Here is a 20,267-nt window from a genome sequence, read left to right on the forward strand (position 1 = left end):
CGTCTTGGTTGACGGCAGGGGCTTTTATATTGCAGCGCTCTTCTTCAAGAAGATTGGCTTGAAACAATTCGATATTTTTCGACATTTTTTTTACCGATGAACATAAAAATACAACCACTTGACGTCATCTTGATTCGTAAATCCTAAAGAATATTTTATAATTACAGCAATACTTTTCATCAGCGGCTAATAAGGGAGACTGAACAATATGACCGACAAGCTGGTATTAATCGTAGATGATGAAAACGAAGTCGCCGAATTAGTGGAAAAATATTTGAAACGTGACGGATACCGCGTCGTTAAGGCAGCAAGCGGTGCGGAAGCGATCCAGAAGGTTGAGCAGCATCGTCCGGACCTTGTGCTGCTCGATATGGCGATGCCGGGAATGGACGGTTTAGAGGTTATGCGCCAATTACGAAACCAGGCCCGTTATCAAGCTCCGATTCTTCTGATGAGCTGTAACGGCGATGACAGCGCTGTTATTCGCGGCCTCAGCTCAGGCGCCGACGATTACATCACGAAGCCGTTCAGCCCGGAACAGCTGGTTGCCCGCGTGAAGGCTCATCTGCGCCGCAGCGACATCCTCGGACGAATCAAGGAAGCACCGGAAACGATGACCCTCGGAAGGCTCAAGATCGATTTCTTGCACCGGACCGTATGGGTCGACGGAAGCCCCGTGCCTTTGTCAACGAAAGAGTACGATATCCTGTATCATATGATCCGGATGCGCGGGCGTGCGCTGTCCCTGGAGGAGCTGTACAGGCTGACTTGGGGCTTCGACAGCAACGGAGATACGCGTACGCTGCTCGTGCATATCAGCAATATCCGAAAGAAGCTGGAGCCCGATCCGGATAACCCCCGTTTCATCGTCACGGTTCGCGGCTTCGGTTACAAGATAAGCGGGTTTGACATTCAAGCTAGCGGGTGAATCGGTTTAGCGCAGAAAGGCCGGAAGGCGCCCTTAGGGCGCCTTCCGGCCTTTCTGCGTAGTTATATCCCGATTGTCCCGCTTAGGCCACGACCGAATGGAACGCCGAGATTTCCTTCACTAGGCTGTTGAACTCAAGCTCCAAAAATTTCTCCCGAACCTTGTCGGGATCCGGCCGCCACAAGCTGTCTTCGACCGCACAATCGATCGGGGCGTCGCACTTGATGGTAGCGAGCTCCCGGCATAAATGCAGCATGTCCAGATCGGACTCGATCTTCGCCTTGACCGACTTCGATAGCGACGGCAAATTGGCAACGATGCCGTCAATCGATTCGTATTCGAGCAGCAGCTTGACGGCCGTCTTCTCGCCGATGCCCTTGACGCCGGGATAGTTATCGCTCGTATCGCCGATCAGCCCCTTCAAATCGATGAACTGGGCGGCGGTAAGCTGTTTCTCCTCGAGCAGCGTTTGCGCATCGTACACGGCGTAGTTGGATGCTCCCTTTTTCATAATAATGACTCTTGTGCGATCCGTCACCAACTGAAGCATGTCGTGGTCCCCGGTTAATATATGTACGTCCGTGTCGTCGCTTTCGAACTTTCGCGCCAGCGTTCCGATGCAGTCGTCCGCCTCGAACCCGGCGATGCCGACATTCGGTATGTTGAAGCTCGATACGACCTCTTTCACCAGATCAAACTGCGGCACAAGCTCTAACGGCGCATCCGGGCGATTCGCCTTGTAGCCGTCATATTTCTCGGTACGGAACGTCTTGCTGCCCATATCCCAGCAGCAGATGACGTGGGTCGGTTTAAACCTGGATATCGCATCCAGCATATATTTGACGAAGCCGTACACCGCGTTGGTCGGCAAGCCGGCGCTTGTTTTCCGAATGTATCCCCCATAAGAATTGGCATAGTAACCGCGAAAAAGAAGCGCCATTCCGTCGATCAGCATCACGTTATTGTTGTCCATTCCCTTGCATCGCTCCAACCTTTTTCCTCTCATTATAGCATAGGAACCAAGGGCTCGCATTGGAAACGAAACCCGTCTACAGCTCAGAGCGGTCTATTACCGTCCGAACCGATGTCGTAACAAGCGTTCTCCCGGCCGGGGGCAAACATGGCTGGAAGAGAGCCCTGACAAATACACGAAGGCTGTAGAAACGTTTGCACTATTCCTGTTGCCTTGCAGTATGTTCAACTTATGATTAAAAGCTTTTGCTTTTGCGTAAGCTAGCCGCAATTTTTGCGAGTTGACGGTTTACTTTTCCAACAAAATTAAGATAATATAAGAAAAGCAGCTGTTTGCGGCCCTTTCAAAAAACATTCGTGCTCAAAACGAACCTTCGCTTACGATACACCCAGCACTTGGATCCCAGGATAAACATCCACTTTTCGGTTCGTTAATAAAGCAAATGACTTCAAGAGCAGCCGCAATACAAACGTTTGCACCAACTATGCAAATGGCACAGGCTCGCTCCACTTTCGGAGGAACTCCATGAATGTAACCATTATCGATGTCGCCAAAAAAGCCGGCGTCTCGCCTTCCACCGTATCCCGCGTCATTTCCGGCCATCCGCGGATCAGCCCGGCCACCGTCCGCAAAGTGAAGGACATCATGGAGGAGCTCGGCTATCATCCCAATATGATGGCCAAGAGCCTCGTGTCCAAAACGACGCAGACCATCGGATTGCTGCTGCCCCGCTCCGCAGAGGAATTGTTTTTGAACCAATTTTTCTCCGAGGTGATACGCGGCGTCGTTTCTCAAGCAGCCCGTTCGGAGTACGATCTGATGATGACGACGGGCATCACGGAGCGCGAAGAAGTGGAAGCCGTCACCCGCTTGGTGCGGGGCCGCCGAGTCGACGGCGTTATTTTGCTGTACTCGCGGAATTCCGATCCGGTCATTTCGTTCCTGAAGGAAGAGCGGTTTCCGTTCGTATTGATCGGCCGCAGTGAAGAGCATCCCGATGTTTTATCCGTGGACAACGATAATGTACAAGCCGCTTACGACGTAACCAAGCATTTACTCGCGCAAGGCCACCGGCGAATCGGCTTCGTCAGCGGACCGCCCAATCTGATCGTGTCGCGAGACCGTTTGGAAGGCTACAAGCAGGCGCTCGCAGATGCCGAAGTGGAATTTCATTCGGAGTGGATTGTCGAGGGCGAGTTTTTGCAGGAAAGCGGATACCGGGCGATGTCGTTCTTTATGACGCTCCCGGAACGCCCTACCGCCCTCGTCGTCATGGACGATCTCGTCGCTTTCGGCGTGCTTCGCGGCTTGACCGAGCTCGGCTACAAGGTGCCTCAGGATCTCAGTCTAATCGGCTTCAACAACATCCCGATGTCCGAGCTCGCCTCGCCGCCGATCAGTTCGGTGGACATCGGCATTTACCAACTCGGTTATACCGCTTCTCAAACGTTAATCCGAGCGGTTAAAGGGGAAGCTATCCATCATACGAGAATGATCATTCCGCATCGCTTGATCGCGCGCGAATCATCTCTGCATCACATTCAACCCTAAGGAGCTGAACGCAATGACACAAGACAAAAAGCCTTATCTGATCGACGCAATTGCAGGAAATTCAAGGTTTCTGGCCTCTCTTGGACGAACGGGACGGCTGTTCCGCCTATGGTGGCCGCACATTGACTACCCGCAGCATGTCGACGAAATTCGCAGCGGTTTGTTCGTGGACGGACATACGACGGCAACCACCTGGTTCGACAGCGAGCAGGACGGATGGCGGCATGAGGCCGGTTATGTGCCGCGCACGAATGTATTCCGCGTCGAGGCGGTTTCTTCGCATGTGCCGGTATCCGTCGAAACGTTAGATTACGCCGTACCTTCCGAAGATATTTATGTGCGCAGCTACCGTTTCACGAACCGGGGCAGTGAAGCCGTGTCGTTCCGGTTCCTGTATTACTCTTCGTTCCGTTCGATGGAGACGTCTTATTACCATACGACATCGTTTGAAGAATCGAACGACGCGCTTGTTCATCTGCGCCACGAGTATATTTTTTCGGTCTCCAGTTCAAACGTTTGCGCAGGTTATCAGGCTGGCTCCGCCTGGAGCGACGCGCAAGACGGCGAGCTTGACGGCAACGTGATCGATATGACTCCGGACGGGGCGCTCAGCTGGCGCTTTGACGACGTGCAGCCAGGCGCCGTCATCGATGTGCCCGTCTATATCGCCGCCGGCTCCACCCGGCAGGAAGCTTACGACAACTTGGCCAAAGCGAAAAGCCAGCCCGAAGCGCACTGGCGCGAGCTGACCATCAGCTATTGGCACGGTTTTCTGGCCGCTGCGGTTCCCGCTCCGGCCGCCAGCGAATCGGTTCGCGAGCTGTATGAACGTTCGCTGCTCGCGATGAAACTGATGTCCGACGAGCGCAGCGGCAGCGTCGTAGCTGCGCCGGAATTCGACGAAGGCTTCACCCGCTGCGGCGGTTACGCCTACTGCTGGGGGCGCGACGCCGCCTTCATCACGACTGCGCTTGACCGCGTCGGCCTTCAGGAACTGTCCACCCGCTTCTACGACTGGACGCTGACGGCCCAGGATCCGGACGGCTCTTGGCAGCAGCGGCATTACCACGACGGACGCCTGGCACCGTCATGGGGGCTGCAGATCGACGAAGGCGCGTCGATCCTATGGGGCATGTGGCAGCACTACGCTCACACCCGGGACGCCGCGTTCGCGGACCGCGTCTGGCCGGCAGTGGCGAAGGGCGCCGATTTCTTGATCGGCTATTTGGACGCCGAAACCGGACTGCCGCTGCCGAGCCGCGATCTGTGGGAGGAGCGCTCGGCTGAGCATACGTATTCGGCTGCGGCCGTATACGGAGGGCTGACCGCCGCGGCATCGTTCGCCCGGCTTCGCGGCGATAAAGCGCTCGCGGCCGGCTGGAGCCGGGCTGCCGATACGATTGCGCGAAGCATCCGCGAGCGATGCTGGAACGAGGAGCGCGGGGCCTTGTACCGCGCGTTGAAGCTGGGCGTGCCGGAAGGCGTTTACCGCGAAGCTGCGGCTCAAGGACAGCCTGTCTCGACATCGGTGAACGCGAAAGGATATGTCACCTATGCGCTTGAGTTCGATCCGGTTCTCGACATCAGCTTGCTTGGGGTGTCCGTGCCATTCGGCGTCCTGCCCGTGGACGATCCGATCATGATCTCCACCGCGGAAGCGGTAGAGCAGGCGCTTACGGCGCCCGTCGTCGGCGGTATCAAGCGTTACGAGAACGACCCCTACATCGGCGGCAATCCGTGGATTCTGACCACGTTGTGGCTATGCCACTACCGGATCGCGCGCGGTCAATACGACGAAGCTTGGCGTCATCTTCAGTGGGCGGTCGAGCATCGCACTGCGATGGGCCTGCTGCCCGAGCAGGTGGATCAATTGACCGGCGAAACGGCATGGGTCGTACCGCTGACTTGGTCGCATGCGATGTATATCCTTGCCGTACAGATGTTAGTCGAGCATGGACAAATCCCGGCCACGCAAGCGACGGAATCTTAATCCCTCTTGCCTACCAAGCTTAGTCCCGCAGCGTTCTTCTTAACCCCCGGTAACCGCTCGCCTTTTCCCGGAGGTGCTGAATAACTGGGCTTGGATGCAAGCAGAAATCAGACACTTCACATAAATAGCGGAACTCTGGTGCGCTATCTGCCTTACTAATCGGCTTTTGAGCCGATCATAAGGCAAATTAGATCCCATGGTTCCGCTATTTGTTTCAATACGCCCCAACCTGTGCAAATCATGTACTGAAGTTCCGCTATTCGATTTACAGACCGCTCTTCTTGCCGATCACTCGCAAAAACTCGCCGATGCGACGGACTGCCTCCAGCAGCCTGTCCTCCTCTTGTACCAGCGCAATTCGGACATATCCTTCGCCTTCTTTCCCGAAGGCGTCTCCCGGGATTACGACAACTCCCGCGGTGTACAGCATTTCCCGGGAAATCTGTCGAGATGTCCATCCGTGCGGGATCGGCGCCCAGATGAACATCGACGCTTTCGGCTTAGGGATTGCCCAACCTGCGGCGTTTAATCCTTCCACGACGATATCTCTCCGCCTTTGATACAACGCGGCTACCGAAACGCTTCCCGGCTCCATATCTTCCCGCATCGCCTCAATTCCCGCCCGCTGCACCGCGAGAAACACCCCGTAATCAATATTCGACTTCAACGTGCGCAGAGCACGCACCGCCTCCGGCTGTCCGACCATAAACGCGATCCGGCAGCCCGCCATATTAAAGCTTTTCGACAACGAATGAAATTCAACGGCGACGTCTTTGGCCCCTTCCACTTCAAGAACGCTCGGCGGCCGAAAACCGTCAAACGCCATTTCCGAATATGCGATATCGTGGACGATCAGCAAATCATGCTGACGCGCAAAATCGACAAGCCTCTCGAAGAAAGGCAGCGTGGCGACCGCCGACAGCGGATTGCTCGGGTAGTTGAGCAGTATGAACTTCGCCTGCTTCAACACATCCGCCGGAATCCGGTCCAGCTGCGGCAAGAAATCATGTTCCGCACAAAGCGGCACAAGATAAGGCGTCACCCCCGCGATCACGAGACTCGCCGCATAAATAGGGTAACCCGGATCGGGCACGATAGCCACATCGCCCGGGTCGGTCACCGCCAAGGCCAGATGAGAGAGCCCATCCTGCGATCCCATAAGCGCAACCACCTCCGTCTCCGGGTCAAGCTTGACGCCGAAACGATAGTCGTACCATGCCGCCACCGTTTGCCTGAATGCAAGCGTTCCTTCCGTGCCCGGATAACCGTACAACGTCGGGTCTGCCGCCGCCTCGCTTAACGCTCTCCTCACCCGTTCCGAAGGTCCGCGGTCAGGACTGCCGATCCCCAGATCGATCACGTCTATTCCTCGCGCAATCACTTCGCGCTTCCACTGAGCCACCTCAGAAAAAATGGCCGAACCGAGTTCGGCCAACCGTTTGGACTCCCTTTTTTTCATCGAATCCATCCCCGACTTCCACTTAATATGGTGTATCCCATGAATCGTTCATACCTTAAAAGTTAATGCCCGTCAATTCGTGCACCTGCCACATCATGTACAGCAGAACAACGGCCAGCCCCAAATAAGCGGCGCCGAACTTCCATCTAGCCGCCGTCGGCACTTCATAGTACCGATCGTTCTCGTGTACCGAGTAGTCGATCAGGCAAAGCATTTCCAGCTGCAGCCCGTTCTCCTTCTGTACCCGCGGCAGTCCCATCAAGCGTACCCGATGAATAATCGAGGGCTGGCTCATCGGAACCGTACCTCGAAAATCCAGGCTGTCCCAATAGATGTCGACCAGCTGCTGCTCTTCCTTCAAATCGGTATACGTCGTAAAAGACAAATCACGCTTATGCTCGGTTCCCGGAATGATATACCCTTGAGCGATTAGCGGTTCGGCGTCAATCATGAAGCTTAGCGTGAGGGAGCGCTTCTCCCCGTGTTTGCGGTTTTTCACGTATTTCTTATACAGGTCATAGGCAAATAACGCCCAGATCAGCATCAAAATCGGACTAAACCGGTAAATAATGAACGCGAGCCCGCCGATCAGACCGACCAGCCAAAGCCAGCGCGTAACCGCGGTTGAAATGCGGCCGCCGTCCAGCGGATGAATCGGGAGCAAATTCAGCAAATTGATGAAAAAGCCCACATAAGATAACGTATACAGAAAATCGCTATCCTTCACATAGGCTGCGCCGAACACAGCCATCGCCCCGATTGTCCCCAGCAGCGGCCCGCCGAAGGCGAGATACGCTTCCGTTACGGCATCCCGGGGATGACGCTTCATACTGATCATCGCTCCGAGAAACGGAATAAATACCGGCGCCGTCACCGGCAGCCCCTTTTGCTTGGCGGCAAGCACATGACCGAGCTCGTGCACGAAGATAAGCAAGACAACGCCTACGGCGAATTGCCAAGGATAAATGATCGCATACGCTCCGACGGAAATCGCCATCGAGATGATGGCTCCGCCGGCTTTGCCTAATTTAAGCAGCGGAAGCAGCAGCTTCAGCTGCGATAACAAGAACATGACTGCGGCTCCGATGAACCATAGGGGGTTTTGCTTGTTCCTCTCTTTTTTTGCTGCAAACCAGGCCACGCTCCTTCAGGGTTTATACGGACCGGCTCCAGTTTTCCGCGTACTGCTCCGGCTTGAAGCCCACCGTCACCCGTTCGCCGTCCGTTACGACCGGGCGTTTGATCAGCATGCCGTGGGAGGACAACAGCTTGATTTTCTCCTCCTGCGAAAGATGAGGCAGCTTATCTTTTAATTGCAGTTCTTTGTACACGTCGCCCGACGTATTAAACCACTTTTTAATATCGAGTCCGCTTCGTGCAATTAAATCGGTCAGCACTTCCACCGTCGGCGGATGTTCCTTGATATGATGTTTGTTCACAGTCCAGCCTTCGTTTTCAAGCCATTTCACCGCGCTTCGGCACGTGCTGCAGGTCGGATATTCGTAAATCGTAACCGTGTTTTTATCATGCGTTGTCGTCATTGTGTTCAACCTCGTTTCTTGAATTCCCTTTTATTATACCGATGACCCGGAACGGCCTGCAAATCTACGCGTCTCCAGGGTTGAAAAAAGCGATGCCGCGGTCACATAATGAGGAAGAAGCCCAGATTCGAAATCCGCTGATAAAGGAGAGCGCCGTCACGTGATTTACGTCATTAAATTTGTTTACGCGTTTTTGCTGCCGCCGGGCCTCTTCGTCGCGCTTCTGCTGCTCGCCGCCGGATGGCTGTACCTCAAAGTAAACCGCAAAGCCGGATGGACGATGCTGGCAGCGGCCTTGCTGCTGTATGCAGCTTCGATCCAGCTCGTGAGCGACCCGATCGTGCGCAGTCTGGAGAACCGGTACACTGTTCCTGACCGGCTGGACGGCGACGTATACGTGATGCTGACGGGAGGTGCGCTTGGCGGTGTTGCGAGCCCGGCGGGAGAAGGGCAGCTATCCGGCTCAACGCTTCAACGCGTCGTATCGGCTGCCGAGCTGTACAAGCAGAAGCCGATGCCGATCCTCGTATCCGGCGGACAAGTGAACGAGAACACCGGGAACGAGGGGCAGCTTTCCAAACGGACGCTGCTCCGCTTAGGCGTACCCGAGCAGGACATTTTGCTCGACGATAAGAGCCGCACCACCCGGGAAAACGCGCAAAACAGCAAGGAGCTGCTGACGAAAACCGGACTGAGCCGCCCGATTCTCATCACGTCGGCCTTCCATATGGCCCGGTCGGTGAAACATTTTGAGGCTCGCCAAGTCATCGTGACTCCGTACCCGGTCGATTTCCGCACGAGTCCGGGCACGCTCCCGCGAACGTACATGCAGCTGTTGACGCCCAAGTCCAGCTCGATGGACGATATCGCGGTCGCGCTGAAGGAATATTTGGGCATGCTCCAGTAAATACGAAAAATCCGCGGGCCGGTTTCTCCGATCGGAGCGGCCCTGCGGATTTTGATTTGCGCTTTACCGTGCAAGTCGTGCCAAGCAATGCTCCATATCGTCCGGCATCGGCGCCTCGAACTCCATCCACCGCTTCAGTGTCGGATGCGTCAAACCAAGCGTGCATGCATGAAGCGCATGCCTGTCGATCCCGGCTTCAGCGGATTCGCTCTTGAAGCCGTACAGCTTATCGCCGAGCAGCGGGTGGCCGAGATGCTGCATATGCACGCGAATCTGGTGTGTCCGCCCCGTCTCCAGCCGCAGCCGGACAAGCGTCGCTTCGGCGAACCGCCGCTCGATCCGGTAGTGCGTGACCGCGGCATAGCCCGTTTCCGTTACGATGCGGAGATGCGGAGCGTCCGGATTGCGGTCGATCGGCGCATTCACGGTGCCGGCATCGTCGGCCATGCGCCCGTGGACGATGGCGAGATACTCTTTCTTCAACTGATGCGCCTGCATCTGCTCGGAAATTTGCTGGTGGACGTAAGGATTTTTGGCTACCGCCAGCGCACCGGACGTCTCCTGGTCCAGCCGGTGAATGGGACGGAAACGGAAGTTTTCTCCGCGCTCGCGCCAGTAATGAACGACGCCGTTCGCGATCGTTCCGGTGTAGTGGCCATGCGTCGGATGCACGATAAGGCCTGCCTCTTTATTGAGCACGAGCAGTTCCTCATCCTCGTATAAAATGTTGAGCGGCATCGGCTGCGGCATAATGTCGTCCGATTGTTCCTCGATCATGCGGACGGCAACCCGATCGCCGGTTCTCACCTTCACATCGATGTATTTCCGCTCGCCGTTCACGGTTATGCCCTGCTCCGTCATTTTTAAGCGCGAGAGCAGCTTGCGGGACACGCCCAAGCGGCTGCGAAGGACAGTACGCAGCACAATGCCGTCGTCTTCCGGCGGCACTACATATTCTAAAGGCTTATAGTAGGTTGTCATGATTTACGTCTGAACACCTCTGCGCTGCGCGCATACTCCACATCGGGGACTGCTGCGCGATGGTTGGCCGTACGGGCGATCGTGAAGAACAAATCGGACAGGCGGTTCAAATACCGGCGGACCTCTTCGTTGATCGGCTGCGTCCGCGCTAACGTCACGACCCGCCGTTCCGCCCGGCGGCATACCGTCCGGCAGACGTGCAGCGTCGAAGATGCCACGCTCCCTCCAGGCAAAATAAACCGCTTGATATCCGGCGTTTCCGCATCGTATTTATCGATCCATGTTTCCAGGCGATCGACCATCTCCGCCGTTACCTTGTAAGGCCGAAGCTCTTGCTTCAGCAAAGCCAGGTCCGAGCCGCAGTCGAACAGCTCATGCTGAATCTCCAGCAAATCGGCGAGTAAATCGGCATCTCTTCCCGCATCCAGGAAGCCCATCGCTTGCCCGACAAAGCTGTTCAATTCGTCCACCGTCCCGTACGCCTCGACCCGAACGTCGTCCTTATCCACACGGCCCCCGATCACACCGGTTTGCCCCGCATCTCCCGTACGCGTATAGATTCGCATTCGAACGCCTCCTGCCTGTTGATTATTTATTTTGTATCATCTCATATAAACGGTCCATATCCAAGTGCATCCGCACGTGGTCGGCCAGCCGGTCGAACGCCGCTTCGCGCCGCTCCAGAAAGCGCAGGGCTGCGGGCAGCGGCTCCCAGCCTTTGGCCACGCGGATTTGATTCAGAAACGCGCGCCTGAAGCCGTCATTATGCAAGATGCCGTGCAGGTACGTCCCCCATTGGCGGCCATTCGCCGATGCGGCACCGTCCGCGGTCAGCTCATCCGAGTCAGGAACCGTTCCTGCAGCAGCGAATCCGCAAGGGCGCACCCGAAATGCGGGTGTTACCGGTTCGAGAAAGGTTGTCCGCCCCATATGAATCTCGTAACCGGTGACGGGGCAGCCGGCTTCGCCGGCGCCGGCGTACAACGCTGTACGGCCTTCGACGCGTACGGTCCGTTTGTCGCTTGCAAACACCGTTTCGGTAGGGAACAGGCCGAGGCCGGGCAGTTCGGGGCGATCGGACTCGACAAGATCAGGATCGAGCAGCCGGGCGCCCAGCATCTGATATCCGGCGCAAATGCCGACGATCCAACCGTCATGAGCCGCCAGCGTCTGGATTTGGCGGTCCAAGCCCGTTTCGCGGAGAAAGAGCAGGTCGTCGACCGTGTTTTTGCTCCCGGGTACGATAACCGCATCCGGCCGGCCGAACTCGGCGGCTGTCGTGACGAATCGAACCCGCACATCCGGTTCGTACAGGAGCGGATCGATATCCGTAAAATTCGACAGGCGCGGGTGGCGGATGACGGCGATGTCGAGCACACCGTCTTCGTCCGGGGTACCCTTGGGAGCGCCATGTCCGCTTGATTCAGCCAGCTTCCGGTCAAGCGAAGCCGAATCCTCGTCTTCGAGGCCGAGGTCAGGCAAATAAGGAATGACCCCGAGCACCGGCTTGCCCGTACGCGCCTCCAGCCAGTCGATGCCCGGCTTCAGCAGCGTCGCGTCGCCGCGAAACTTGTTGATCACGAAGCCCTGAACGCGCGCCCGTTCCTCCGGGGTCAAAATATCGAGCGTCCCGACGAGCGACGCGAACACGCCGCCGCGGTCGATATCCGCGACAAGCAGCACCGGAGCGTCCGCCCACCCGGCAAGCCGCATGTTGACGATATCGCGGTCCTTCAGGTTGACCTCGGCCGGACTGCCCGCCCCTTCAATCACGACGATATCGCATGTTTGCCGAAGCCGGTGCAGGGCCTCTTTCACGACCCCTTCCGCTTCGGGCAAATATCGCTCCCGATATGCGCGCGCGTCCAAATCGCGGTAAGGCTTGCCATGCACGACAACTTGGGACACCATGTCTTTTTTGGGCTTCAACAAAATCGGATTCATATCGGTCGTTGCCGCGATCCGGCAGGCGTCCGCCTGCATCCCTTGTGCCCGCCCGATTTCTTTCCCGTCGGGCGTCACGTAAGAGTTGAGCGACATGTTCTGCGACTTGAAGGGCGCCACCCGATGACCATCCTGCAGCAAAATGCGGCAAAGCGCTGCGGTCAGCAAGCTTTTGCCGACGTCGGACGCCGTGCCCTGCAGCATTAGCGTCGCCGCGTAAGGCGGCGAACCTGCCGAGCCCGCAGGCCCCGGCCGGGCAGCGGCAGCCGCGGCGATTGTGCGGGCGCTTGCAGGGGAGCTCGCCGCCGCCGAAGCTTTTCCAGCAGCTTGACCGTCCGCAAGCAGCGCCTCGAGCGCTTCCCGCAATGCGGCGATCAGCCTGCGATGGTCTTCCGGCCGCTTGACGGCCAGCCGGCCATAGGAGGCATCCAAACCGGGGAACGTCGAAGCGTCGCGGATCAGGATACCCCGTCGGCCCATCTCCCGCTGCAAATCCCCGATCCGCAAGCCTAACGGCCGCAGCGAGAACAATACGAAATTGACCTCGCTATCGTATACTTGAAGCCCGAGCCCCCTCAGCCCGGCGACAAGCTGCTCCCGCGCGGGCTTCAGCCAAGCGAGCGTCCGCTGCGCATAATCGCGGTCGTCGAGAGCGGCCGCGCCGATCCATTGCGCCGGCGCGTTCACGCTCCACGGCACCTGCAGACGCCGCAGCTCGGCGATCCGCTCCGGATGCGCGACCGCGTAGCCGAGCCGGATGCCGGGAACCGCATAAAACTTCGTCATCGATCGGATGACGATCAACCGCCGGCTTTGCGCCGCAGCTCGCGCCAGCGTAAACCGCTCCTCCTCCGCGACGAAATCGAGAAACGCTTCGTCCACGATCGTATGGGGACTCTCGCAGCCTCCCTTGCCGAGGCTGCCTTCTGCAAGCGCCTGCCGCACATCGGCGGGCAGCAATCGGCCCGTCGGGTTGTTCGGGTGACCGAGGAACAGCAGGTCGCACCCCGCTGCGGCCGCTTGAAGAGCAGGCAGCTGCAGCTCAAATCCGCGGTCCGCTTGAACAGGAATATCGACAATACGGCCGCCGCATTTATGGACCGCTTCTTCGTATTCGCTGAAGGAAGGCCGCACCAGGCCGGTCGTCCCGGGCCGCAGCGCCCGCACCGTCAAATCGATCAGCTCCGCGGCTCCGTTGCCGACGAGTATGCAGGCCGGGTCAACGCCGTGTCTGGCGGCCAGCTTCAGCGTCAGCTCCCGCACAGCCGGGTCCGGATAATGCGCGAGCTCCCGCCACCGATCCGCCATCATCGCTCGTACCGCCTCCGGAGGCCCCAAAGGATTCATATTGGAGCTGAAATCCAGAAACCCGTCCTTCGGCTGTCCGAATATGTCGGCCGCCGTCCGCAAATCCCCTCCGTGTCCGTATTGTTCCAGCATGAGACACGCTCCCTTCTTGTATCATCTCACCGCCATCATCCACAGCAGCAGCAGCAGCGCCGCTTCGATCGTTTCATTCATCGCGCCGTACGTGTCGCCGGTCAAGCCGCCCAGCTTTCTGGCGATATACGTGCTCATGACCGCGCCGAGCACACCTGCCGTCAAGCCGAACGCCAGCGCCAACCTTAGGCCTTCTCCGGGCGTCGAGCTTATCCAGCCGGCAGCTGTTAAGCCGCAAATGGTTAGCCAAGACAGCGCCAGAGCAAGCGCCGTTTGCACGCCCGCATGCCGCCATCCGACCCCGCGAAAAAAACCGCCCAGCCCGCCGCTTTGCGACGCTCTCGCATAGGGCCAGCCGACGATCGCCGTCACCATGAACCAGCGGCTCCACAACGGCGCAAGCGAGACGAGCGGCCAGCTGGAGGGCAGTCGTTCGCCGGATGTGCCGAGCAGCTCGGACAACAGCGACCATTTGATGAGCAGCAGCAGCACGCAAGCAATGACGCCCATGGCGCCGACGCGGCTGTCTTTCATAATTTCAAGCATACGCTCGCGAGAGCGGTGACTGAAAATTCCGTCCGCCGTATCCATGAGACCGTCCAGATGCAGCGCGCCGGTCAAGGCGATCCAGCCGCAGAGCGTCAGCGCAGCCGCTACCGTCGGCGGCAGGCCCAAGGCCGTCAGCATACCGCCGAGTACAGCAACGAGCCCCCCCAGCACCCAGCCGACGAACGGATAAAAAACGACGCTCCGCCGAAACAAAGCGTCATCGTACTCGAGCCGGACCGGCACCGGAAGCCGGGTCAAAAACTGAAAGGCCGCCGCGCAAGCGGCACCCCACGCTCCGATCAGAGCGACAACAGCGCGCATATCAGCAGCCCTCCTGCCATGAGATAACTGACGCCGTACAGCATCCCCACCGTGCGGACGATATCGTCCCGTCCGCGCTGCCGCAGCGGCCAGCCCATCCGGGCGCGTTCGCTGGCGCGCCCATGGTAGACGTTCACGCCGCCAAGCTCAATGCCCAGCGCGCCGGCCGCCGCCGATTCAGGAATGCCGCTGTTCGGACTCGGATGCAGCTTCGCGAAGCGAAGCACCGCCATCGCCGCGCGCTTTCCCGACATACCCGGCGCGCAGCACGCCCACACTACGAGCAGCAGGCCGGCCAGCCGGGCGGGTATGTAATTGAGCACATCGTCCCAGCGCGCCGAGGCCCAGCCGAAATCCGCATACTTGTCGTTCTTGTACCCGACCATCGAATCCAGCGTGTTCGTCGCCCGGTACAGCATCGCCAGCGGCGCGCCTCCCAATAAAGCGAAACAAATCGGAGCTGTGAACGCATCGACGATGTTCTCCGCCACCGTCTCCACCGTGGCGCGCGTCAGCTCCGGCTCCTCCAGCTTCGTCGTATCGCGCCCGACGATATAACCGGTGAAGGTGCGCGCTTCGGCAAGCCGTCCTTCCCGCAGCGGCACATAAACGGCCATCGCCGCTTGCTTCAGGCCTTTGACCGCGATGGTGGTCGAGATGAACCATACGTTAACCGCGTACCCAAGCCATGGATGGATCCAAAACGCCGCCCAGACGATGGCGTAGATGACGGCAAACGCCAAACCTACCGTCAGCGCTGTCAATACGAGCCCGCGCCTGCGAAGCGAAGCGGGCGGCAACGGCCGCCCGTCCTCTCTTAGCCGGCGCTCCAGCCATCCGATCCATCGCCCGATCCACACAACCGGATGCGTCAACCAGCGCCAGGCCGGATCGCCGACGATCCAATCCGTGACGATCGCGGCCAAGGCCATCCAGGCCGCTTCTTCCCAACTGTATACAAGCAACTCCGTTCCCTCGCCTTCCCCGGCTACAGACGAAACTCACGGCTTTTCAACTCAACGGCAATGCCGGCCGTAACCAGAAACACCTGGTCCGCTTCCCGGGCCAGACGCTGGTTCATACGACCGGACAAATCGCGGAATAACCGTCCCAGCTTATTTTCGGGCACAAGCCCGCTGCCGACTTCGTTCGTGACAAGCACGACAGGCCGTTCCAGCTCCCGGAAAGCTTCAACCAGCTCCCCGATCTTCCCTTCCAGCAGCCGATCGCGGGCGTTGTGCCCTTCAAAGCGCAGCAGCCAGTTCGACAGCCATAAGGTCAGGCAGTCGACCAGCACGACCGGCGCATCCGCCTGACGCAGCGTCTCCGCCAGCGCGTAAGGCGCTTCCGCCGTCGTCCATGAAAAACCGCGCTCTTCGCGCTCCTGGCGATGAAGCCCGATACGCGCTTTCATCTCTTCGTCATACGCGTGCGCCGTCGCAACGTACAACCCTTCGGGGGCGAGCGTGGCGGCATACCGCTCCGCGAAGGAGCTTTTGCCGCTGCGCGCGCCGCCCGTCACCAACACCTTCATTGCACGAGCCTCCCGATGCTATCTGTTTTTGTGATGCCTACGCCAAATGCCAAATGCCGAACCTTGAACGAAACCGCTCAGCCGCCTCCCCTATCTCCCGGCCGCGGACCGGTGGGGCTACACCTTCTCCGGCGTACTCTTATCCACCGCTTGCGAGATGCCGGCATCGTCGAACGTCGCCATCTGGCTCATAATATTTACGGCCGCTTCGATAAGAGGGAAGGCGAGCACAGCGCCCGTTCCTTCGCCGAGCCGCATATCCATGCGCAATATCGGGGCAAGGCCGATTCGCTCCAGCAGGCGGGCATGCCCCTGCTCGTGCGACAGGTGCGAAGCGAGCATATACGACGTGCTGAGCGGGGCAAGCCGCGATGCGATCAGCGCAGCCGCCGACGAGATGAAGCCGTCGATCACGACCGGGCAGCGATGCCGGGCGGCCCCGAGAATGACGCCGACAAGCCCGGCGATCTCCAGCCCGCCCACCTTCGCCAGCACGTCGATCGGATCGTCGGCATTCGGCCGATTCCGCTCGATCGCCCGGCGAATGACGTCCTGCTTATGCGCCAGCCGCACGTCGTCAATGCCGGTCCCGCGCCCTGTCGCTTGCACCGTGTCGGTCGCGCCGAGCACGGATAAAATCGCCGAGCTGGCCGTCGTGTTGCCGATGCCCATCTCGCCCGCCGCGAACAGCCGGTAACCGCGCGCGGCCAGCTCGCCGGTCAAGTCGAAGCCGGCGGCAATCGCCGCAATCGCTTCTTCACGCGTCATCGCCGGGCCCTGCGCCATGTTGGCCGTTCCTTTGCGCACCTTGCGCGAGACGAGCGACGGATGGCTCAAGTCGGCATTCACGCCGACGTCCACGCAAACGACATCGGCTCCGACCTGGCGTGCCAGCACGTTGACGGCCGCACCGCCGTTCAAGAAGTTCAATACCATCTGCGGCGTCACTTCCGACGGGAAGGCGCTCACGCCCTCCTCGCACACGCCGTGGTCGCCGGCCATCACAATGACCGCTTTACGCGACAAATCCGGGTACAACTGCCCCGTAATCCCGGCAAGCTGCTTCGCCATATCCTCAAGCCGGCCTAAGCTGCCCGGCGGCTTCGTCAGCCGATCCAGCCGCGCTGCGGCTTCCGCCCACTTGCCGTCATTTATAGGCTCAATACCGGAAACGAAGTCCTTCCACCTGTCGTTATTCATCATGAACGCCCCCTGCCAATAAAATTTGCGGGACGCTCCGTTCGGGATGAGACACCACGAACGGCCGCGTACCGTATACCCTTTCGAGCAAATCCTCCTGCAGCACATCCCCCGCTCCGCCAATCCCGGCAATGACGCCTTCGTGCAGCAGCAGCAGCCGGTCACAATATTGCGCGGCCAAGTTCAGATCGTGAAGCACCGAGACGACCGTCATGCCGCACTCCTTCTGCCACAGGCGAATCCTATCCATCATCTCGAGCTGGAAGCCGATATCGAGGAACGTCGTCGGCTCGTCCAGCAGCAGCAGCTTCGGCTGCTGCGCCATCGCCTTGCCGAGCGCGACACGCTGGCGTTCTCCGCCGCTCAGCGCGTCGACCGGGCGTTCCCGCAGCGGCTCGAGCTTGAGCCAGCGAATGACGCGGTCGACCAAGGCGGCGGCGTCTTCCGCTTCATCGCCGAACCAGTTCTGATACGGGTAACGGCCCATCTCCACCACTTCCTGCACCGTGAAGCCAACCGGCGGCAGCGCATCCTGCTGCAGCACCGCGACCTGCCGGGCCAGCGCTTTACGCGAGTACTCGCCGACCGGCTTGCCCGAAAGCTTCACCGTCCCGCCGTCTATCGGCTCGACGCCGGCCATAGCCTGCAGCAGCGTCGATTTGCCGCCGCCGTTCGGACCGAGAATGCCAAACCATTCCCCCGGCTCCACCTGAAAGTCGATGCCGTTCAGAACTGTCCGCGCGCCGTACCGCTTCACCACCCGTTCCATCGCAACCTCGATCATGGCAAGTCCCCCTTCGCCGCATTCGCCAATCTCCGCCTAACCGCCGTCCAGCCTCCTCCTTCGTTTCCTAGCGTCCCCTTACCGTTTCCCTGCTGCGCTCACACCGCTTGGTCCCGAATGATGCGCTTTCGTCGTCGCAACAAATAAGCGAAGAACGGCGCGCCCATGAATGCGGTCACCACGCCTAGCGGAATCTCCGTCGGACTAAGCAGCGTGCGCGCAAGCGTATCCGCGAGCAGCACGTAGATGGCGCCGCCTATCACCGATAACGGCAGCAGCAGGCGGTAATCCGGCCCGGCGATCAGCCGCAGCAAGTGCGGCACGAGCAGTCCGACGAACGCGATCACGCCGGAGACGGATACGGCCGCCGCCGTAATTAACGTGGAAGCGATCAATACGATCAGCTTGGTGCGCTCGATGTTGACGCCTAAGTATGCCGCTTGCCGCTCGCCTAGCGCGAATACGTTCATGGCCCGGCCGTAACCGGTCAGCACCGCTACGCCAATTACCAGGTAAGGCAGCAATATCAACGTATACGACCAACCGCGAAGCGCCAAGCTGCCCATCAGCCAGAATATAATTTCATTGATGACCTGCTTCGACATCGAGACCATCAGCGAGACTAGGGCCGACAAAAACGCCTGCATCACCACACCCGATAAAATCACCGTTTCGATCCGCAGCTTGCCGTCCGCTCTCGCCAGCATCAGCACGACCGCAAGCGTTAGCGTTCCTGTACCGAAGGCGACCGCCGGAACGCTCCATTCGCCGAATACATACTGCAAGCCGAATAAGATAAGAAAGGAAGCGCCGACCGACGCGCCCGAGGAAACGCCGAGCGTGTACGGATCGGCCAGCGGATTGCGCAGCACCCCTTGGAAAGCGGCGCCAGCCAGTCCCAAGGCCGCTCCGACGAGCATCCCGAGCACGACGCGAGGCAGCCTGACCTTCCACACGATTTGCTCCGAAGACGTTTGCCAATCTACCGTTAAGCGCCCCTCCATGCCAGGCAGGTGATGCAGCAATATTTTCCAGACGTGCACGAAAGGCACCTGCACCGAGCCGACCGATAATGAGACGGTTGCGGCTAACAGAAGCAAGACAAGGCAAGGTCCGCCCCATAGCATCAGCTTCCGCTTCATTAGTTCACCAGTTCCGGATAAATCCCTTTGGCGATTTCCTTCAAGCCTTCCGTAATTCGCGGACCCGGACGGCTTGTCGTATCTTTATCGATGCCGGCCAGCTTGTTTCCTTTCACCGCTTCGAGCTGATCCCAGCCGCTGCGCTCGCGAATGATTTGGTCGAGCGTTTTTTTCGACTTGTCGTCGATCAAATTTTTCGGATACAAAATGACCTGCGGGTTTGCGGCGATGACTTTCTCTTCGCTCAGCTTGACGTACCCTTTCTCCGATGCGTATACGTTGATCCCGCCTGCCGTCTCGATCAGTTCGCTCAAAAACTCGCCCGAACCGACGGTATAGCCCGGGGAAAATTCGATGAACACTTTTTTCCTCTGCTCCGGCTTTACTGATTTTACAGCGTCGACCACGCTTTGCCGATCCGCTTTCATTTGCTCGACGAGCTTCCGGGCTTCTTCTTGGCGATCGAAAATTTCGCCCATTCTCTCAATGTTCGCCAGGACGTCGTCCATCGTTTTCGGCTGTACCTGATACAGATTGATCTTCAGCTCGCGCAGCTTGTCCACCGTCGGCGCTTTCATGGAAACGCCGGTCAGAACAAAATCGGCGCCCGCTCCGATCAGCGCTTCTTCGTTCGGCTTCGTGATGCTGCCGAGCTTCGGCTTCGTCGCAGCTTCCGCCGGGTAATCGCAATAATCCGAGACGCCGACGATTTTACTCCCGAGTCCGAGCGCAAACAAGATCTCCGTTTCGCTCGGTGACGTCGAAGCGATCCGCTCCGGCGCTTTCTCAAACACGAATTCCTTGCCTGTCGCATCCTGCACCTTCAGCGGGTATGTCGTCCGCTTCGCTTGCTCCGTTCCTTCCTGCTGGCTGCTCTGCGCTTTCGGCGGGTCGACGAGCTGACCTTGGTTCGGCGCGGTCGCCTTACTGCCGCAAGCAGCCAATGCGGCCGCAAGCGCTAAGCTGACGACGGCCGTCGTCAGCTTTCGCAAGTGTCGTTTCGTGCTGGTATTCATCATCTTT

General features: G+C 58.8%; 18 protein-coding genes. 4 read left to right on the plus strand and 14 right to left on the minus strand.

Annotated features, from left to right (window positions below):
* The first annotated feature begins 208 nt into the window (after positions 1–208).
* On the plus strand, positions 209–928 hold the full coding sequence (locus tag JMF85_RS25750; RefSeq protein WP_201319233.1) for a response regulator transcription factor: 720 nt from the start codon (positions 209–211) through the stop codon (positions 926–928).
* An 82-nt stretch (positions 929–1,010) separates the two neighbouring features.
* Here JMF85_RS25750 and JMF85_RS25755 read toward each other — a convergent pair whose 3' ends face one another.
* Positions 1,011–1,901 carry a 5'-3' exonuclease gene (locus JMF85_RS25755; RefSeq protein WP_201319234.1) on the minus strand — a complete coding sequence of 297 codons (891 nt, stop codon included), beginning with the start codon at positions 1,899–1,901 and terminating at the stop codon, positions 1,011–1,013.
* Positions 1,902–2,426: 525 nt separating this feature from the next.
* On the opposite strand from JMF85_RS25755, the gene JMF85_RS25760 reads away from it, so the two are divergent.
* Both JMF85_RS25760 and JMF85_RS25765 read left to right on the plus strand, forming a co-directional pair.
* Entirely contained in the window at positions 2,427–3,452 is a 1,026-nt protein-coding gene (locus JMF85_RS25760) for a LacI family DNA-binding transcriptional regulator (RefSeq protein ID WP_127608228.1), read from the plus strand.
* Between the two features lie 13 nt (positions 3,453–3,465).
* Positions 3,466–5,442, plus strand: a complete 1,977-nt coding sequence (locus JMF85_RS25765; protein ID WP_201319235.1) for a glycoside hydrolase family 15 protein — start codon at positions 3,466–3,468, stop codon at positions 5,440–5,442.
* A gap of 265 nt (positions 5,443–5,707) precedes the next feature.
* On the opposite strand, the gene JMF85_RS25770 is transcribed toward JMF85_RS25765, so the two are convergent.
* The 3 genes from JMF85_RS25770 to JMF85_RS25780 form a co-directional block, all read right to left on the minus strand.
* The gene (locus tag JMF85_RS25770; RefSeq protein WP_141334960.1) at positions 5,708–6,901 is read right to left on the minus strand and encodes an aminotransferase class I/II-fold pyridoxal phosphate-dependent enzyme; all 1,194 of its coding nucleotides are present in this window, start codon (positions 6,899–6,901) and stop codon (positions 5,708–5,710) included.
* A 55-nt stretch (positions 6,902–6,956) separates the two neighbouring features.
* Positions 6,957–7,973 carry a site-2 protease family protein gene (locus JMF85_RS25775; protein ID WP_236596001.1) on the minus strand — a complete coding sequence of 339 codons (1,017 nt, stop codon included), beginning with the start codon at positions 7,971–7,973 and terminating at the stop codon, positions 6,957–6,959.
* Positions 7,974–8,055: 82 nt separating this feature from the next.
* Entirely contained in the window at positions 8,056–8,442 is a 387-nt protein-coding gene (locus tag JMF85_RS25780; RefSeq protein ID WP_141334962.1) for an arsenate reductase family protein, read from the minus strand.
* 160 nt (positions 8,443–8,602) lie between these two features.
* Between JMF85_RS25780 and JMF85_RS25785 the strand changes: the two genes are divergently transcribed.
* On the plus strand, positions 8,603–9,349 hold the full coding sequence (locus tag JMF85_RS25785; protein ID WP_201319237.1) for a YdcF family protein: 747 nt from the start codon (positions 8,603–8,605) through the stop codon (positions 9,347–9,349).
* A 63-nt stretch (positions 9,350–9,412) separates the two neighbouring features.
* Here JMF85_RS25785 and JMF85_RS25790 read toward each other — a convergent pair whose 3' ends face one another.
* From JMF85_RS25790 to JMF85_RS25835, 10 genes are all read right to left on the minus strand, one after another.
* The gene (locus JMF85_RS25790) at positions 9,413–10,330 is read right to left on the minus strand and encodes an RluA family pseudouridine synthase (protein WP_141334966.1); all 918 of its coding nucleotides are present in this window, start codon (positions 10,328–10,330) and stop codon (positions 9,413–9,415) included.
* A complete protein-coding gene (locus JMF85_RS25795) occupies positions 10,327–10,896 on the minus strand; it encodes a cob(I)yrinic acid a,c-diamide adenosyltransferase (RefSeq protein ID WP_054797958.1) in 570 nt (189 codons plus the stop codon). The genes JMF85_RS25790 and JMF85_RS25795 overlap by 4 nt, the downstream gene beginning before the upstream one ends.
* A gap of 22 nt (positions 10,897–10,918) precedes the next feature.
* Positions 10,919–13,714 (minus strand): cobyric acid synthase, encoded by a 2,796-nt coding sequence (locus JMF85_RS25800; protein WP_155614533.1) that lies wholly within the window; start codon positions 13,712–13,714, stop codon positions 10,919–10,921.
* Between the two features lie 21 nt (positions 13,715–13,735).
* Positions 13,736–14,584: an adenosylcobinamide-GDP ribazoletransferase gene (cobS, locus tag JMF85_RS25805; RefSeq protein WP_201319238.1), complete on the minus strand. Its 849-nt coding sequence runs from the start codon at positions 14,582–14,584 to the stop codon at positions 13,736–13,738.
* On the minus strand, positions 14,563–15,549 hold the full coding sequence (cbiB, locus tag JMF85_RS25810; protein ID WP_127608236.1) for an adenosylcobinamide-phosphate synthase CbiB: 987 nt from the start codon (positions 15,547–15,549) through the stop codon (positions 14,563–14,565). Before cbiB ends, cobS begins: the two co-directional genes overlap by 22 nt.
* Before the next feature lie 23 nt (positions 15,550–15,572).
* The gene (cobU, locus tag JMF85_RS25815) at positions 15,573–16,118 is read right to left on the minus strand and encodes a bifunctional adenosylcobinamide kinase/adenosylcobinamide-phosphate guanylyltransferase (protein WP_201319239.1); all 546 of its coding nucleotides are present in this window, start codon (positions 16,116–16,118) and stop codon (positions 15,573–15,575) included.
* A 117-nt stretch (positions 16,119–16,235) separates the two neighbouring features.
* Positions 16,236–17,318 carry a nicotinate-nucleotide--dimethylbenzimidazole phosphoribosyltransferase gene (gene cobT / locus JMF85_RS25820; protein ID WP_127608238.1) on the minus strand — a complete coding sequence of 361 codons (1,083 nt, stop codon included), beginning with the start codon at positions 17,316–17,318 and terminating at the stop codon, positions 16,236–16,238.
* Positions 17,311–18,102 carry an ABC transporter ATP-binding protein gene (locus JMF85_RS25825; protein WP_201319240.1) on the minus strand — a complete coding sequence of 264 codons (792 nt, stop codon included), beginning with the start codon at positions 18,100–18,102 and terminating at the stop codon, positions 17,311–17,313. The genes cobT and JMF85_RS25825 overlap by 8 nt, the downstream gene beginning before the upstream one ends.
* Positions 18,103–18,200: 98 nt before the next feature.
* A complete protein-coding gene (locus JMF85_RS25830; RefSeq protein WP_127608240.1) occupies positions 18,201–19,244 on the minus strand; it encodes a FecCD family ABC transporter permease in 1,044 nt (347 codons plus the stop codon).
* Positions 19,244–20,263 (minus strand): ABC transporter substrate-binding protein, encoded by a 1,020-nt coding sequence (locus tag JMF85_RS25835; protein WP_397376012.1) that lies wholly within the window; start codon positions 20,261–20,263, stop codon positions 19,244–19,246. Before JMF85_RS25835 ends, JMF85_RS25830 begins: the two co-directional genes overlap by 1 nt.
* Between the last annotated feature and the right edge of the window lie 4 nt (positions 20,264–20,267).

Origin of the sequence: Paenibacillus sp. EPM92, from assembly GCF_016586185.1 — a bacterium.
GTDB classification, from domain to species: domain Bacteria; phylum Bacillota; class Bacilli; order Paenibacillales; family NBRC-103111; genus Paenibacillus_G; species Paenibacillus_G validus.